Annotated in this window: 16 protein-coding genes; 14 read left to right on the top strand and 2 right to left on the bottom strand. The window is 31.4% G+C overall.

Going from position 1 to position 14,910, the window contains the following annotated elements; translation table 11 throughout:
• Window positions 1–215 precede the first annotated feature (215 nt).
• The 13 genes from BWZ22_RS14420 to BWZ22_RS14360 all read left to right on the top strand — a co-directional run bounded on the left by BWZ22_RS14420 (window position 216) and on the right by BWZ22_RS14360 (window position 12,637).
• The gene (locus BWZ22_RS14420) at window positions 216–1,073 is read left to right on the top strand and encodes an outer membrane beta-barrel protein (protein WP_076701230.1); all 858 of its coding nucleotides are present in this window, start codon (window positions 216–218) and stop codon (window positions 1,071–1,073) included.
• A 179-nt stretch (window positions 1,074–1,252) separates the two neighbouring features.
• On the top strand, window positions 1,253–1,837 hold the full coding sequence (locus BWZ22_RS14415; RefSeq protein WP_076701227.1) for a TetR/AcrR family transcriptional regulator: 585 nt from the start codon (window positions 1,253–1,255) through the stop codon (window positions 1,835–1,837).
• Between the two features lies 1 nt (window position 1,838).
• Entirely contained in the window at window positions 1,839–2,504 is a 666-nt protein-coding gene (locus BWZ22_RS14410) for an NAD(P)H-binding protein (RefSeq protein WP_076701225.1), read from the top strand.
• A 25-nt stretch (window positions 2,505–2,529) separates the two neighbouring features.
• Entirely contained in the window at window positions 2,530–3,528 is a 999-nt protein-coding gene (locus BWZ22_RS14405) for an NADP-dependent oxidoreductase (protein ID WP_076702540.1), read from the top strand.
• Window positions 3,529–3,541: 13 nt separating this feature from the next.
• Complete coding sequence (locus tag BWZ22_RS14400) at window positions 3,542–4,702, top strand: iron-containing alcohol dehydrogenase (RefSeq protein WP_076701222.1); 1,161 nt, start codon at window positions 3,542–3,544, stop codon at window positions 4,700–4,702.
• Between the two features lie 125 nt (window positions 4,703–4,827).
• The gene (locus tag BWZ22_RS14395) at window positions 4,828–5,502 is read left to right on the top strand and encodes a type 1 glutamine amidotransferase domain-containing protein (RefSeq protein ID WP_076701219.1); all 675 of its coding nucleotides are present in this window, start codon (window positions 4,828–4,830) and stop codon (window positions 5,500–5,502) included.
• 371 nt (window positions 5,503–5,873) lie between these two features.
• The gene (locus BWZ22_RS14390; protein ID WP_076701217.1) at window positions 5,874–6,488 is read left to right on the top strand and encodes a TetR/AcrR family transcriptional regulator; all 615 of its coding nucleotides are present in this window, start codon (window positions 5,874–5,876) and stop codon (window positions 6,486–6,488) included.
• A 1-nt stretch (window position 6,489) separates the two neighbouring features.
• Window positions 6,490–7,734 carry a TolC family protein gene (locus BWZ22_RS14385; protein WP_076701214.1) on the top strand — a complete coding sequence of 415 codons (1,245 nt, stop codon included), beginning with the start codon at window positions 6,490–6,492 and terminating at the stop codon, window positions 7,732–7,734.
• 10 nt (window positions 7,735–7,744) lie between these two features.
• Window positions 7,745–8,632: an HlyD family secretion protein gene (locus BWZ22_RS14380; RefSeq protein ID WP_076701212.1), complete on the top strand. Its 888-nt coding sequence runs from the start codon at window positions 7,745–7,747 to the stop codon at window positions 8,630–8,632.
• Window positions 8,633–8,642: 10 nt separating this feature from the next.
• Entirely contained in the window at window positions 8,643–9,545 is a 903-nt protein-coding gene (locus tag BWZ22_RS14375) for an ABC transporter ATP-binding protein (protein WP_076701209.1), read from the top strand.
• Window positions 9,545–10,270: an ABC transporter ATP-binding protein gene (locus tag BWZ22_RS14370; protein WP_076701207.1), complete on the top strand. Its 726-nt coding sequence runs from the start codon at window positions 9,545–9,547 to the stop codon at window positions 10,268–10,270. Before BWZ22_RS14375 ends, BWZ22_RS14370 begins: the two co-directional genes overlap by 1 nt.
• A 136-nt stretch (window positions 10,271–10,406) precedes the next feature.
• The gene (locus BWZ22_RS14365; RefSeq protein ID WP_076702537.1) at window positions 10,407–11,513 is read left to right on the top strand and encodes an ABC transporter permease; all 1,107 of its coding nucleotides are present in this window, start codon (window positions 10,407–10,409) and stop codon (window positions 11,511–11,513) included.
• Window positions 11,514–11,515: 2 nt separating this feature from the next.
• Complete coding sequence (locus BWZ22_RS14360) at window positions 11,516–12,637, top strand: ABC transporter permease (protein WP_076701204.1); 1,122 nt, start codon at window positions 11,516–11,518, stop codon at window positions 12,635–12,637.
• 61 nt (window positions 12,638–12,698) lie between these two features.
• Here the strand turns inward: BWZ22_RS14360 and BWZ22_RS14355 are convergent, their stop codons facing one another.
• A complete protein-coding gene (locus tag BWZ22_RS14355) occupies window positions 12,699–13,208 on the bottom strand; it encodes a hypothetical protein (protein ID WP_076701201.1) in 510 nt (169 codons plus the stop codon).
• A gap of 282 nt (window positions 13,209–13,490) precedes the next feature.
• On the opposite strand from BWZ22_RS14355, the gene BWZ22_RS14350 reads away from it, so the two are divergent.
• Window positions 13,491–14,279 carry a patatin-like phospholipase family protein gene (locus tag BWZ22_RS14350; protein WP_076701198.1) on the top strand — a complete coding sequence of 263 codons (789 nt, stop codon included), beginning with the start codon at window positions 13,491–13,493 and terminating at the stop codon, window positions 14,277–14,279.
• On the opposite strand, the gene BWZ22_RS14345 is transcribed toward BWZ22_RS14350, so the two are convergent.
• Window positions 14,276–14,899, bottom strand: coding sequence for a hypothetical protein (locus BWZ22_RS14345; protein WP_076701196.1), 624 nt, complete (start codon window positions 14,897–14,899; stop codon window positions 14,276–14,278). The genes BWZ22_RS14350 and BWZ22_RS14345 overlap by 4 nt on opposite strands.
• Between the last annotated feature and the right edge of the window lie 11 nt (window positions 14,900–14,910).

Below are 14,910 nucleotides of genomic sequence, written 5' to 3'. Positions count from 1 at the left end.
TTTTAGGAAACAATGTAACTAAAGAAAATCTCTCAAAACACAGAAATACTAAGATAAATAATTATTAAACCCCTAAATAATCCCCCCACTCACCTACTGTTTTAACCAAAATAATTAAGTTAAACTAAACACAAAAAATATTAAATAAAGTACCTTTGTAATTATTGTTATTTGAAGTTTAAATCTTCATTTATTATTAATCGAAATCTTAAAACATGAAGCATTCAATTATTATAGTTTTAACGTTATTTCTAAGCACAACGTTATATGCGCAATTTCAAATCTCTGCAAGTGGTGGTTATGCCATAGGAAGTGCAGGTATGAAATTAGGTGAAACTCAAACCGCTAGCGGAACAGAAAATTCTTATGGTAGTTATGGTGAAGGTTTAAACGCTCAATTACGAGGCATTTATTTCTTTAATGATAAAATTGGTATGGATTTGAGTGTTGGTTATTTACATGGTTCAGATCAAACGGTATCTAAAGTCAATTTAACAGGCTATGAAGTTGATGCTATTGCACGAGCTCGTGCTTTTGGAGCCGCTACATCTCTTGTGTATAAATTCAACCCTAATGTTTATGGTCGTATAGGGGCTTTGGTGAAATTAGGCGGAAAAACCGAAGCTGTTGTATATCAAAAAGCTACGTTTTCGCAAGCTGAAGCAGATGCTTTTGGGGTGCCATTAGGCTCGTATTCTGAAACTAATTATATTGAAGATTATCACGGACAATTCCCTTTAGGGTTTATTGCTGCTATTGGTTATGAATATCCTTTAAATGATAATTTTAGTCTTTTTGCTGAGGCTGAATATTACGGTATAAGTTTAAAACGAAAAGATTCTGAAATTACAGAATTTAATACCAATGTGGTTTTACCAGATGGTACAGTTGCCGTTCAAGGTCTTTATTCTTTAGATAATTTACCAGAAGGAACCAATAGAAATACAACTTATGTAGATGAGCTACCTAGTGGCAATACGGATACATCAAAAGAATTAGCGGTGAAAGTACCCTATTCATCTTTCGGAATTAATTTTGGAGTGATTTACAAATTTAAAAAATCTAGAAGCTAGAATGAGCGCTAAGTTCTTATTAGCATGATTATAAACTCAAAAAAACTCCTATTGTAATGATAGGAGTTTTTTATTGCAATTCATTCTTGATTTCAGCAATCCCAATATTGTATTAAACCTTTGTTAAAAAAAAGAATGAACATTCATTTTTATATAACTTTGTACCAATAATTAATACCATGGCAAAACTTCAAAAAAGCATAGACAAGCGTAACAGATTAATTAAAGCAACCATACAATTGGTTAATAACAATGGGTTTCATGCTACACCAATGAGTAAAATTGCTAAAATGGCCAATGTATCGCCTGCTACAATCTATTTGTATTTTAAAAACAAACAAGATTTAGTCAATCAAACATACATAGAAGTAAAAGCTAAATACACAGCCTATGCTTTTGAAACTTATCAAGATGATATGCCTATTGAAGCTGGTTTTAAACTCATTTGGTATCGTATCGCAGATTTTAAACTTAAAGAATGTGAAAACGCTATGTTTTTGGCACAATGTGACAATACTCCTATAATTGATGAAGCTAGTAGAAAAGAAGGTATTAAACATTTACAACCGCTACTAGATCTTTGGGCTCGTGGCAAAAAGGAAGGCATCATTAAACCTCTATCTGATTATTTGTTATATGCCTATGCAATAAATCCCTTATCATTTTTAATGATTACTCAAAAACGTGGTGATTTTCAGTTAGATGAAACTCATTTAGAAGAAGCGTATCAATCTGCTTGGAGCAGTATAAAAGTATGTAAGTAAAATGAAGAAAACAGCAATCATATTAGGCGCAACAGGATTAACTGGCAGTCATTTACTTAAAAAATTAATTGAAGACAACCGGTATGACAATATCAAATTGTTTTCACGTTCTAAAATAGAAGGCTTACCTGCTAAGGTTTCTCAATATATTGGCAATTTATTAAACTTAGAACAATTTAAGTCTCAGTTTAAAGCTAATGAAGTTTACTGTTGCATAGGTACAACTAAAGCCAAAACGCCAAATAAAGATACCTATAAACAAATAGATTACGGAATTCCTGTAGCTGCTGCAAAACTATCAAAAGCTAATAACATAAATACATTTTTAGTGGTTTCGGCTTTAGGTGCCAATGTAAATAGTACCGTGTTTTATAATAAAACTAAAGGTGAAATGGAACGCGATGTTTTAAAGCAAAATATAAAAAACACTTTCATTTTTAGACCATCATTAATTGGCGGACAACGTAAAGAACATCGTACGCTAGAAAAAATTGGATTAGCCGTTTTTAAAGTAATACAACCTTTATTTATTGGGGGACTTAAAAAATATAAAATCACCGCTTCTGAAGATATTGCTCAGGCCATGATAAATGTAGCCAATAGCACTAGTGTAGCTAATGTTATTATCAATTCTAACGCTATTAAAAAAATATCAAAAAACACTTAAATATAAACTTGAATTAAAAGAAATCATGATAAAAACAATTTTATTAAATAATAGACCCAAAGGAAAGCCTATAGTTTCAAATTTTGAATTTGTTACTGAAGATTCTGAACTTACAATTTCTAAAGGAGAAATTCTTTTAGAAGCCGCTTATGTTTCTGTAGATCCGTATTTAAGAGGACGCATGAGCGATGCTAAATCTTACATCCCTCCTTTTGAGCTAAACCAACCTATTCAATCTGGTGTGGTTGCAAAAGTAGTGGCTTCAAAAAACGAAAAATTTAATACTGGCGATTATGTTTCAGGTATGCTAAATTGGGCAACTCAACAAATTTCAAATGGTGAAGGTTTAAATAAAGTAGATGGCTCTAAAGCACCGTTAAGCGCTTACTTAGGTGTTTTAGGAATGACCGGACTTACCGCCTACTTAGGTTTAACGCAAATAGGAAAACCTAAACCTGGTGAAACCATTGTAGTTTCTGGTGCTGCTGGTGCTGTTGGTAGTGTTGTTGGACAAATAGCTAAAATATTAGGCTTACGAGTTATTGGTATTGCTGGTACTGATGAAAAAGTTGAGATTCTTAAAAGTAAATTCGGCTTTGATGAAGGTATCAATTACAATACCACTAAAGATATGAAAGCTGCTATTGCAGAAGCTGCGCCAAATGGTGTAGATATTTATTTTGATAATGTTGGTGGACCAATATCAGATGCTGTATTGTTTAATATTAATCGTTTTGCTCGTATTATTATTTGTGGTGCTATTTCTGTTTATAATGAAACGGAAATCCCAAAAAGTATGAGTGTACAACCATTTTTAGTTAAAAATAGTGCCTTAATGCAAGGCTTTATTGTTTCTAATTACGCCGATAAATTCCCAGAAGCTATTCAGAAATTATCTGGTTGGTTAACAGATGGAACATTAAAATATAAAGAAACTATAGTAGAAGGTTTTGATAACATTCCAAATGCTTTTATCGATTTATTTGAAGGTAAAAACAAAGGAAAAATGATAGTAAAAATTTAAAAAACAAAACAAGATGAACAATTTTGAATTTAAAAATCCTACAAAAATTATTTTTGGAAAGGATACCATAAAACAAGTAAAAGAAGAAATTCCAACCAATGCAAAAGTATTATTGCTTTATGGTGGCGGAAGTATCAAGAAAAACGGTATTTATAACCAAGTTAAAACAGCTTTAGCAGATGTAGATGTAACGGAGTTTGGCGGTATTCCTGCTAACCCAGAATATGCTATTTTAATGGAAGCGCTTAAGGTTATTAAAGATAAAAATATCAACTATTTATTAGCCGTAGGTGGTGGCTCTGTAATAGATGGAACAAAATTTTTATCTGCAGCAGCAGTTTACAAAGGAGACACCCCTTGGGATATTTTAACAAACCATATTAGAACCGAAAAAGGCATGCCTTTTGGAACTGTTTTAACTCTACCTGCAACAGGGTCTGAAATGAATTCTGGAGCCGTAATTTCTAGAGCAGAAACTGAAGAAAAATTAGCCATGGGTGGCCCTGGTTTATTCCCAGAATTTTCTGTTTTAGATCCTCAAGTAATAAGTTCTATTCCAAAACGTCAACTAGCAAATGGTTTAACAGATGCTTTTACCCATGTTTTAGAACAATACATGACCTACCCTATTGGTGCTTTATTGCAAGATCGTTTTGCAGAAAGCATTTTACAAACTTTAATTGAAGTAGCGCCAACAGTTTTAAAAGATCCAACCAATTACAAAGCAGCTTCTAACTTTATGTGGAGTTGTACTATGGCTTTAAATGGATTAATTCAAAAAGGCGTTCCAGGAGATTGGGCTATTCATGCAATGGGACATGAATTAACGGCTTTATTTGGTATTGACCACGCGCGCACATTGGCTGTAATTGCTCCTAGTCATTACAAATATAATTTTGAAGCTAAAAAAGAAAAACTAGCGCAATATGCAGAACGTGTTTGGAATGTTACTGAAGGAAGTACAGACGATAAAGCCTATGCTGCCATTGAAAAAACAGAAGCATTTTTCCATGAATTAGGAATAGATACTAAACTATCAGACTATACTAAAGACTATGAAGGTACTGCCGAAGAAATTGCAAAACGATTTACAGACCGTGGATGGACAGGATTAGGTGAACACCAATCTTTATCGCCAGAAAAAGTAGAAAGTATTGTAAAAATGGCATACTAGTTTTAGTAAAGTATATTAAAACATTGGTTAATACATAATCTGTTATTGCAATGTGTTAACCATAAAATTAAATAGCTTCTAAAGAAGGTTTAAGGAGCTAAACAACATTTAAAAAATAAATTGAAATGAACGTATTATTTGTATTAACATCTCATGATAAATTAGGAGATACAGGGAAAAAAACAGGATTTTGGGTAGAAGAGTTTGCAAGTCCTTATTACACCTTATTAGATAAAGGCGCAACCATTACTTTGGCCACACCAAAAGGCGGTGCTGCACCAATTGATCCAAGTAGTGAAATGCCTGATGCAGCCACAGAAGCTACTAAACGTTTTAATAATGATGCTGAAACTAAAGCACTTATAGCAAACACAAAGCAATTAACCGATATAAATCCAGATCATTTTGATGCAGTGTTTTATCCAGGTGGTCATGGACCATTATGGGATTTAGCAAACGATAAAAATTCAATAAATTTAATTGAAAAATTTAATGCTCAAAACAAACCCATTGCTTTTGTTTGTCACGCACCAGCGGCTTTAAAAGATGTAAAAAACGAAGACGGTACACGCTTAGTAAAAGGTAAAAATGTAACTGGATTTTCAAATCATGAAGAAGCACAAGTTGGTTTAACCGAAGTTGTACCCATTTTAGTAGAAAATATGTTGATTGAACATGGTGGCTTCTACTCCAACGCCGATGCTTGGCAACCTTATGTTCTTGAAGATGGTAATTTAATTACAGGACAAAATCCTGCATCATCGCAATTAGTAGCCGAAACATTATTAAATAAACTCTAGTAGAAATCATTTAAAGGATAAAAAAAGAGACTGTCTGAAAAGCCGTTTGTTTTCCGTTTGTCAGGTTAAGCTTGTCGAAACCAATATTGGTTATCTTACTATGTTAATAATTTCGATATGCTCATTTTGACAAAAAATTTGACTTTTCAGACAGTCTCTTTTTATTTTACGCCATATACACTTATACGTAATAAACCCAATTAGGTAACTTTCCGCAATATATCACGCTTTACCTTTTTTGATTTTCAATTTTATAAAGCACACTTCACATTATTTCAGTAGTCATTCTTGATAAAAAATTAGCTCATATTTCTTTTATTAAAATTTTAATATTACATTTGTTAACCAAATGGTTAAACTGTTTAGTTAATATGACGAGGATAAAAGATAAAAACACAGAGCAACAAATACTTACGGCAGCAAAAGAGGTGTTTCAAACTAAAGGAATGGATGGCGCACGTATGCAAGAAATAGCAGATAAAGCGGGTATTAATAAAGCTATGCTTCATTATTATTATAGAAGTAAACAGATGTTATTTGAGGCTGTTTTTAAAAATGCCTTTTCTTTATTAGCACCTCAATTAAATGCTATTTTAAATGATGATTCTACTATTGAAGATAAGATTAGAAACTTCACTTCAAACTATATCGCGTTCATTATTAAACATCCATATTTACCAAATTTCATCATTCAAGAGCTCAATAGAAATCAAGATTTTATTCTAAAACTAAAAGACAATAAAAGTTTTCCCAATTTAGAAAACTTTAAAAAGCAAGTAGAAGAAGAAGTTAGTAAAGGGATTATAAAACCTATAAGTGGAGAGCAATTATTCATAAATATTATTTCGCTTAATGTTTTTCCGTTTGTGGGCAAACCTTTGGTAATGGCATTAGCCAATGTAAGTAATGATACCTACAAACAGCTTATGGAAGACCGAAAAACAGAAGTGGCCAATTTTATTATCAATTCAATAAAGCATTCATAAAATGAAATTTTTACTAGTCATTTTAATTAGCATAATAACCGGTTCTGCTTATGCCCAAAAAGCAATCACATTAGAGGAATGTTACAACTTGGTAACTAAAAACTACCCTTTAGCTAAACAGACGCAATTATTAGAAAATCAGTATCAATTAGATGCAGAAGCCATTGCAGCAACAAAACTACCACAATTAAATCTTGGTGCGCAAGCAACCTATCAATCCGATGTTATTGAAATACCAGTTTCATCTGTAGCCCCCTTAAATAAAGACCAATACCGCGCTACATTATCGGCAAATCAACTAATTTATAATGGCGGATTAACAAATGCCTCATTACATCTAAAATCTGCTCAACTTAAAACAAAACAAAAACAGATTGAGGTGAGTTTGTACCAATTAAAACAACAAATAAACCAACTGTATTTCTCTATTTTATTAGCTCAGGAATCAGAATTGTTGCTAAAAGCCAAACAATCGCAATTAGAAGCAAAACTAAAAGAAGTGGTTTCTGGTATTAAATATGGTGTTATTTTACCAGCTTCTGATAACGTTTTAAAAGCCGAATTATTAAAAATTAGTCAACAATTACTTGAACTGAAAAGCAATAAAACAGCTCTCATTGAAACGCTTTCAAGTTTAATAAATAAACCGTTACCATCTTCCACCCTATTTCAAAATCCTAGTATTGAAACACAATTACAAGATGATTTAAACAGACCTGAATTAGAATTATTTCAGCTTAAAAAAGAAGAAATTGCACAATCTGAAACATTAATTTCTAAACAAAATGCGCCACAGCTATCAGGTTTTGCAACTGGTGGATATGGTAATCCAGGGTTGAATATGTTAGATAATTCCTTTCAAACATTTTATACCGTTGGGGTTAAATTAAATTGGAATGTCTTTGATTGGAACTCAAAGAAAAAGCAGCGTCAATCTTTAGCCATTAATAAAGAAATTGTAGATACCGAAACAGAAACATTTAAACTCAATACCAACATAGAACTTAACAAACAACAAAAAGAGATAGAGAAAATACAAGCCATTATAACATCAGACGAAGCTATAATCAACCTTAGAAAAGAGGTACTACAAACCGCCGATTCGCAACTTAAAAATGGTGTAATTACGTCTTCAGATTACATAACAGAACTTACCAATTTATACCAAGATGAAAACACTTTGGTTAGGCATAAAATACAATTACAACTCGCTAAAGCGAATTACAATATTATTAAAGGACAATAACTATTAAAAGATGAAAAACCACACATATATACTAGCAATGGCGCTATTAACTATTACGCTATTTTCTTGCGGAAATGGCAATGATAAAGCTGATGGTTATGGCAATTTTGAAGCCACAGAAGTTACAATTTCAGCCGAAAATAACGGAAAGCTAATGCAGTTTAATATTAATGAAGGTGATGTACTTAAAAAGAACCAGTTTATAGGTTATATTGACACCATTCCATTGGCTTTAAAACGCGAACAACTACAAGTGTCTAAAGCTATCATTAGCTCTAAATCTAAAGGTGTTTTGTCTCAGATTTCGGTATTAAATTCAAAATTAAAAACAGCTAACATCAACAAAAATAGAGTTGAAAATTTAATAAAAGAAAATGCTGGAACGCAAAAGCAATTAGATGATGTTGAGGGTGAAATTGATGTAATTAAAAATCAAATTCGAAGTGTAGAAATTCAAAACGCTCCTGTGGTTAATGAATTAAAATCAATTGACGTTCAGCTAAAACAGATTGATGACCAAATTCAAAAGAGTAAAATTATAAATCCTATAAACGGTACGGTGTTAACCAAATATGCCGAACCAAATGAAATTACCGCTTTTGGAAAACCACTTTATAAAATAGCTAATTTAAATATCATGCAACTACGTGTTTATGTGAGTGAAACCCAATTGGTAAATATAAAAATAGGACAAAAAGTAACTGTAAAAGTTGATGATGGAGACGCTATGAAATCTTATAGTGGTACAATTAGTTGGATAGCATCAGAAGCTGAATTTACGCCAAAAATTATTCAAACTAAAGAAGAACGTGTTGCTTTGGTTTATGCTGTAAAAATAGATGTTAAAAACGATGGTAGCCTAAAAATTGGCATGCCAGCAGAATTGTGGCTAAACTAAATACACGCTAATGAGTATTTCTGTAAAACATATTAGTAAATCTTATAAAAGTGTAAATGCCTTACAAGATATCTCTTTTGAAGTTAAAAAAGGTGAACTCTTTGGGCTTATTGGTCCTGATGGCGCAGGAAAAACTACGTTATTTAGGATATTGACTACCCTGTTATTTGCAGATAAGGGTACAGCAACTGTTGCTGGTTACAATGTGGTTTCAGAATACAAAAACATAAGAAACAGTGTTGGCTATATGCCTGGGAAATTTTCATTGTATCAAGATTTAACGGTTGAAGAAAACTTAAACTTTTTTGCAACCATTTTTGGAACTACTATAGAAGAAAATTACGATTTAATAAAAGACATCTATGTTCAAATAGAACCGTTTAAAGACCGTCGTGCAGGAAAGCTATCAGGTGGTATGAAACAAAAACTCGCCTTAAGTTGTGCATTAATACATAAACCTAAAGTACTTTTTTTAGACGAGCCTACCACTGGAGTTGATCCCGTATCGCGTAAAGAATTTTGGGACATGCTTAAGCGCTTACAGCAAAAAGAAATTACCATTTTGGTTTCAACACCTTATATGGATGAAGCAGCTTTATGTGATAGAATAGCACTTATTCAAGACGGAAAAATTTTGGAAATAGATACGCCTAAAGCCATTGTTAAGCACTATCAAAAGCCAATTTACAATGTTAGTGCCAATAATATGTATAGGCTCATCAATAGTTTAAATGAATATGAACACAATCATAGTGTGTACCCTTTTGGCGAGTTTGTGCATTATACAGATAGTAGAGCTGATTTTAATCCTAAACAATTACAACTGTATTTAGAAAGCAAAAACTTATCAAATATACATATAGAAAAAACCAAAGCCACTATTGAAGATACCTTTATGGAATTAGCAAAATGATGAATAGTAATAACGTTATACAAGTAGAAGAGTTAACCAAAATGTTTGGTGATTTTACGGCAGTAAATGCCATCTCTTTTGAAGTTAAAAAAGGTGAGATTTTTGGATTTTTAGGAGCCAATGGCGCAGGAAAAACTACCGCAATGAAAATGCTAATTGGCATTTCTAATCCAACTTCTGGTAAGGCTAATGTAGCTGGATTTGATGTGTATTCTAATGCCGAAGACATTAAGAAAAATATTGGCTATATGAGCCAGAAATTTGCTTTGTATGACGATTTAACGGTGAGAGAAAATATTATTTTTTTTGGAGGTATTTACGGGTTGTCTAGAAAGCTAATTAAGGAAAAATCAGATGTCTTAATTGAAGAATTAGGCTTGCAAAGTGTTTCTAATAAATTGGTTGGGGCTTTACCATTGGGATGGAAACAGAAACTATCCTTTTCAGTGTCCTTAATTCATAATCCTAAAATTGTGTTTTTAGATGAGCCTACTGGAGGCGTAGATCCAATAACCAGACGTCAGTTTTGGGAGTTAATATATAAAGCCGCCAACCAAGGAACAACCGTTTTCGTTACTACTCATTACATGGATGAAGCCGAATATTGCGACCGTGTTTCCATTATGGTAAACGGAAAAATTGAAGCTCTAGATACACCAAAAAAATTGAAGGTACAGTTTAATGTAGATAATATGAATGATGTGTTTTTGAAATTGGCGAGATAGCCCATCTCTAACCTTTTCCATAAGGAAGGGAATTAAAAAAGCTTTAAAAATCTGATAGTTAAAGAAATGAATAATTTTTACATACACGATTTAAGTAACACGTTTTTCCCTTTTGGGGAAATTAAAAGGGGCTAATATGAAAAGATTCATAGGTTTTATAAAAAAAGAGTACTACCATATTTTTAGAGACAGACGTTCGTTGTTTATTCTCTTTGGTATGCCTATTGCCCAAATTTTACTCTTTGGTTTCGCCATTACCAATGAAATCAATAATGTTGATATTGCTATTTTAGACCATTCTAAAGACGCTACTACAACAGAAATCATCAATAAAATATCAGCCTCAAAGTATTTCAGTGTTAAACAAATCATTGATAAAGAATCTGATATAGAATCGGTGTTTCAAAAAGGACATGTAAAGGCTGTTTTAAATTTTGAAAAAAATTTTAGTAAACATATTATTAAAGAAAATAAAGCAACAGTTCAAATTATAACAGATGCCACAGACCCAAATACTGCAAACACTATAAGTAATTATGTGAATGCTATTTTACAGCACTATCAAAAACATCTAAATAAAGATATCACAATAGCTTACCAAATTATTCCAGAAACACGCATGGTTTATAATCCAGAATTAAAAAGCGTGTACATGTTTGTTCCTGGAGTAATGACTATTATTTTGATGTTGGTTTCTGCAATGATGACTTCAATTTCTATTACAAGAGAAAAGGAATTAGGCACTATGGAAATCCTTTTGGTATCGCCATTAAAACCCATTCAGGTAATTGTTGGTAAAGTGTTTCCTTATATTTTTCTATCAATTATTAATGCTATAGTAATTGTAGTATTAGGTATTTTTATTTTTAAAATGCCCGTTCAAGGAAGTTTATTTTTATTAGCGCTAGAGAGTATTTTATTTATTATTACGGCATTAGCGCTAGGTATTTTAATATCAACAGTTTCTGCAACGCAACAAACGGCTATGATGATTTCGTTAATGGGGCTCATGCTTCCGGTGATATTATTGTCTGGATTTATTTTCCCTATTTCTAGTATGCCTATACCTTTACAAATTATAAGCAACATAATACCTGCAAAATGGTTCATCATCATTATTAAAGGTATTATGCTAAAAGGTGTTGGCATGCAATTTATATGGAAAGAAACCTTGATTTTATTGGGTATGACTGTGTTTTTTATTGCTTTGAGTGTGAAGAAATATAAAATTAGATTGGAATAATAATGAAAACCATTTTATACATCATACAAAAAGAGTTTAAGCAAATCTTTAGAAATAAAGGGATGCTGCCAATTATTTTTGTAATGCCACTACTCCAACTACTTATTTTATCTAATGCAGCTACGTTTGAGATTAAAAACATCAAATTTGGATATATAGATAACAATCATACATCAACATCAAGAGCATTAGTGGAAAAATTTAATGCCTCAACGTATTTTAATGTTTTAAAAAACTTTTCGTCGGAAACTCTAGCTAATTCCGCCATGTTAAAAGGTGAAGTAGATGTTGTTTTAGAAATTCCACCTTATTTTGAACGCGATTTACAAAACGACAAACACAATAGTTTAGGTGTAACTATTAATGCCATTGATGGTGCTGCAGCTGGTGTAATAAACGTTTATGTTTCGCAAATCATTCAACAATTTAATCAACAAATAAAAGTAGACTTATTTCAAGTTTCTGATAAACAAATACAGGTTTCAAACATAAATACCATTCCGTTATTTTGGTACAATAAAACACTTAACTATAAAACCTATATGGTTCCTGGTATATTGGTTTTATTAGTAACCATGATTACTTTGTTTTTATCAGGAATGAATATTGTAAGAGAAAAAGAAATAGGCACTTTAGAGCAAATTAATGTAACGCCAATTAAAAAAAGCCAGTTTATTATTGGTAAACTTTTTCCATTTTGGGTAATTGGTATGGGATTGTTAACCATAGGTTTAACTATTGCAAAACTCATTTTTAATGTACCAATGCTTGGTAGCTTATCTCTAATGTATTTATACACCTCTATCTATATTTTGGTGGTTTTAGGTATTGGTTTGTTTATCTCAAATTTTACAGAAACCCAACAGCAGGCCATGTTTATTTCTTGGTTTTTTACCGTGATTTTTATTTTAATGAGTGGTTTATTTACACCTATTGAAAGTATGCCAAAATGGGCTCAAATGATTACCGAATTTAACCCTATAAAATACTTTGTAGAAGTGATGCGTATGGTAATGTTAAAAGGTTCTGGACTTATAGATATTCTTCCTCAGTTATTAAAAACCTTGCTGTATGCATTAATTATGAATGGGTTAGCCGTTTGGAGCTACAAGAAAACAACATGATTTTGTGCCTGTTTTAACACTATTTACTACTCACCTACTCTTTAATTAAACAATAATGATATTAATACGGAGGCCTTATTGGTTTAAAGCTATTTTTGTTTAAAATCATTCTGGTATTAATTTGTCGCATCCAGTTTTGAAAGCCTAAAAGCCAATTTTTAATTTGTTTGGCTTTATCTAAGTTTTCTTTTGAAGAAAAAAAACTGCCATCTTGCTTTTCAATCCAAACAGAAACCAAAATCCCTGTTAAACTACTGTTTGGAGAAAATCTTGTGTGCAAGTTAACAATTTGATTGTTTAAGATAGGAAATTTAATATTTTTAACTGTAGTATCTATAACACCTTTATATACAGAGTTAAGGTATGTTAAACCATTTAACTCGTTAATATAGTTTTCCCATTCTGCCATCACAAAATCCTGATTGTAACCAATAATATTTATGGTAAAACTACTAAGGTTTTTGGTATTTGGAATAGGCCCTTCTAACACCTCATAAAAATTTTGTCCAAATCCATTTAATAAGCTAAAAAACAATAACATTTTAAAAACAATCAATTTTTTAATCTTCATAACCTTTTACATTTATTAGTTTAAAAAATATTTTAATTTGAATAGCTTACTAGTTTCTTTCAAAAAAAATACCAAGCTATTTTTATTAGGTTTTAACTAAAAACTTTTAACTATTATGAATAAACAATAAAGGATAACTGTGTCATTATGACATTGAATACTAAGCTTTTAATGTCATAGTAACATTTAACAAGTTGGATGTTTTTTGAAATTGTATTAAAATTGAAAAAACATTGAAATAAAAACAACTTCTTATTTTTTTTTGAATAATTTTATAAACCTATGAGTTTAAGTTCAATATTATCCGGAAAAAAAGTAGGTTTGGTGTTATCTGGCGGTGGTGTAAAAGGGGTGGCACACGTTGGTATTATTAAAGCTTTATTAGAAAGAGATATACACCCAGATATTGTTTCTGGAGCTAGTGCTGGAGCTATTGTTGGTGCACTTTATGCTAATGGCACTAGCCCATCAGATATGATTTCTTTTTTTAAAGACACCCCTTTATTTAAATACAGCCATTTTACTATATACAAACCAGGACTTTTTGATACCGATAAATACTTTACATCATTTAAAAAATATTTTCCAATAAATGAGTTTGAAGGTTTAAAAAAGCAATTATATGTGGTTGCTACCAATTTACAAACCGGACAATCTCAGTTTTTTCATAAAGGCGAATTATTACAAAAAGTACTAGCCTCTGCTGCGCTACCTCCTGTTTTTAGTCCGGTTAATATAGACGGACAACTTTATGCAGATGGAGGTATTATGAATAATTTCCCTATTGAGCCATTAATTGATACATCTAATTTTATAATTGGTGCCTATACAACAGCTTTTAAAGAAGTTGAAAAAGGAATGCTTAAAAATTCATTGCAATTATCTCAAAGAGCTAACCTATTAATGCTTCACGCCAATGTTAAAAGTAAGTTACACATTCCAAATCTTCTTTTTATGCCAGAAAATCTCGATTCTATTGGAGTTTTAGATAAACGTGGTATTGAAAAGTCCTATAATATTGGATATGACTATGCCTCAAAATTACTTGACAATGCGTTTAATAATTTTTAGTAAGACTCTATTTCTTTACCAAGAATAATATCTCTAGTAGCAACCCATAAACCTTCTTTTTTATCAAGTTTTAGTATTCTTTGTGGGTCTACTTCTTCTACTTTTGTTCTACATTTATCTGTTAATAAAGGATCGTTATCAAAAAGAAACGTTTCAATTTTATATTCTGGTTTATTAGGTTCTTTAACTATTGGATAAATTTGTTTTAATTCTTTACCATAAATATAACTACCAGGAACAAACGTATAAAGCGTGTATTTACCATTTTCATCGGTTCTTACCCAACCTCTATGGTACACATAGCGTTTTTTGTTTTCCCTTTTTAATTCAAAATTCCCATCTTCATCGGGTTGGTGTACAAACAATAATACATTTTTTGCTGGTGTTACACCATCGCTTTCATAAATAGTTCCAGTAATTTTAAGTTTGTTTTTCTTTGAAACAAAATCAGGAATTGTGTCAACACTATTTAGCTTTTTTTCTGAAAAATCGTAAATAGGACTACGTTTTTTATAATCTTGAGGAATATCTGATAAAATATCAGAAGTTTCTTGAGCAACTACTGTAAAACAGCTTGCCATAAAAACAAATAAGCCTAGGGATTTTATTAAATATTTCATGGATTAAAAAA

Source organism: Seonamhaeicola sp. S2-3 (assembly GCF_001971785.1).
Taxonomy (GTDB): Bacteria; Bacteroidota; Bacteroidia; order Flavobacteriales; family Flavobacteriaceae; genus Seonamhaeicola.
The sequence above is the reverse complement of the archived record's forward strand: the minus strand, read 5'-3'. Positions and strand labels throughout refer to the sequence as shown.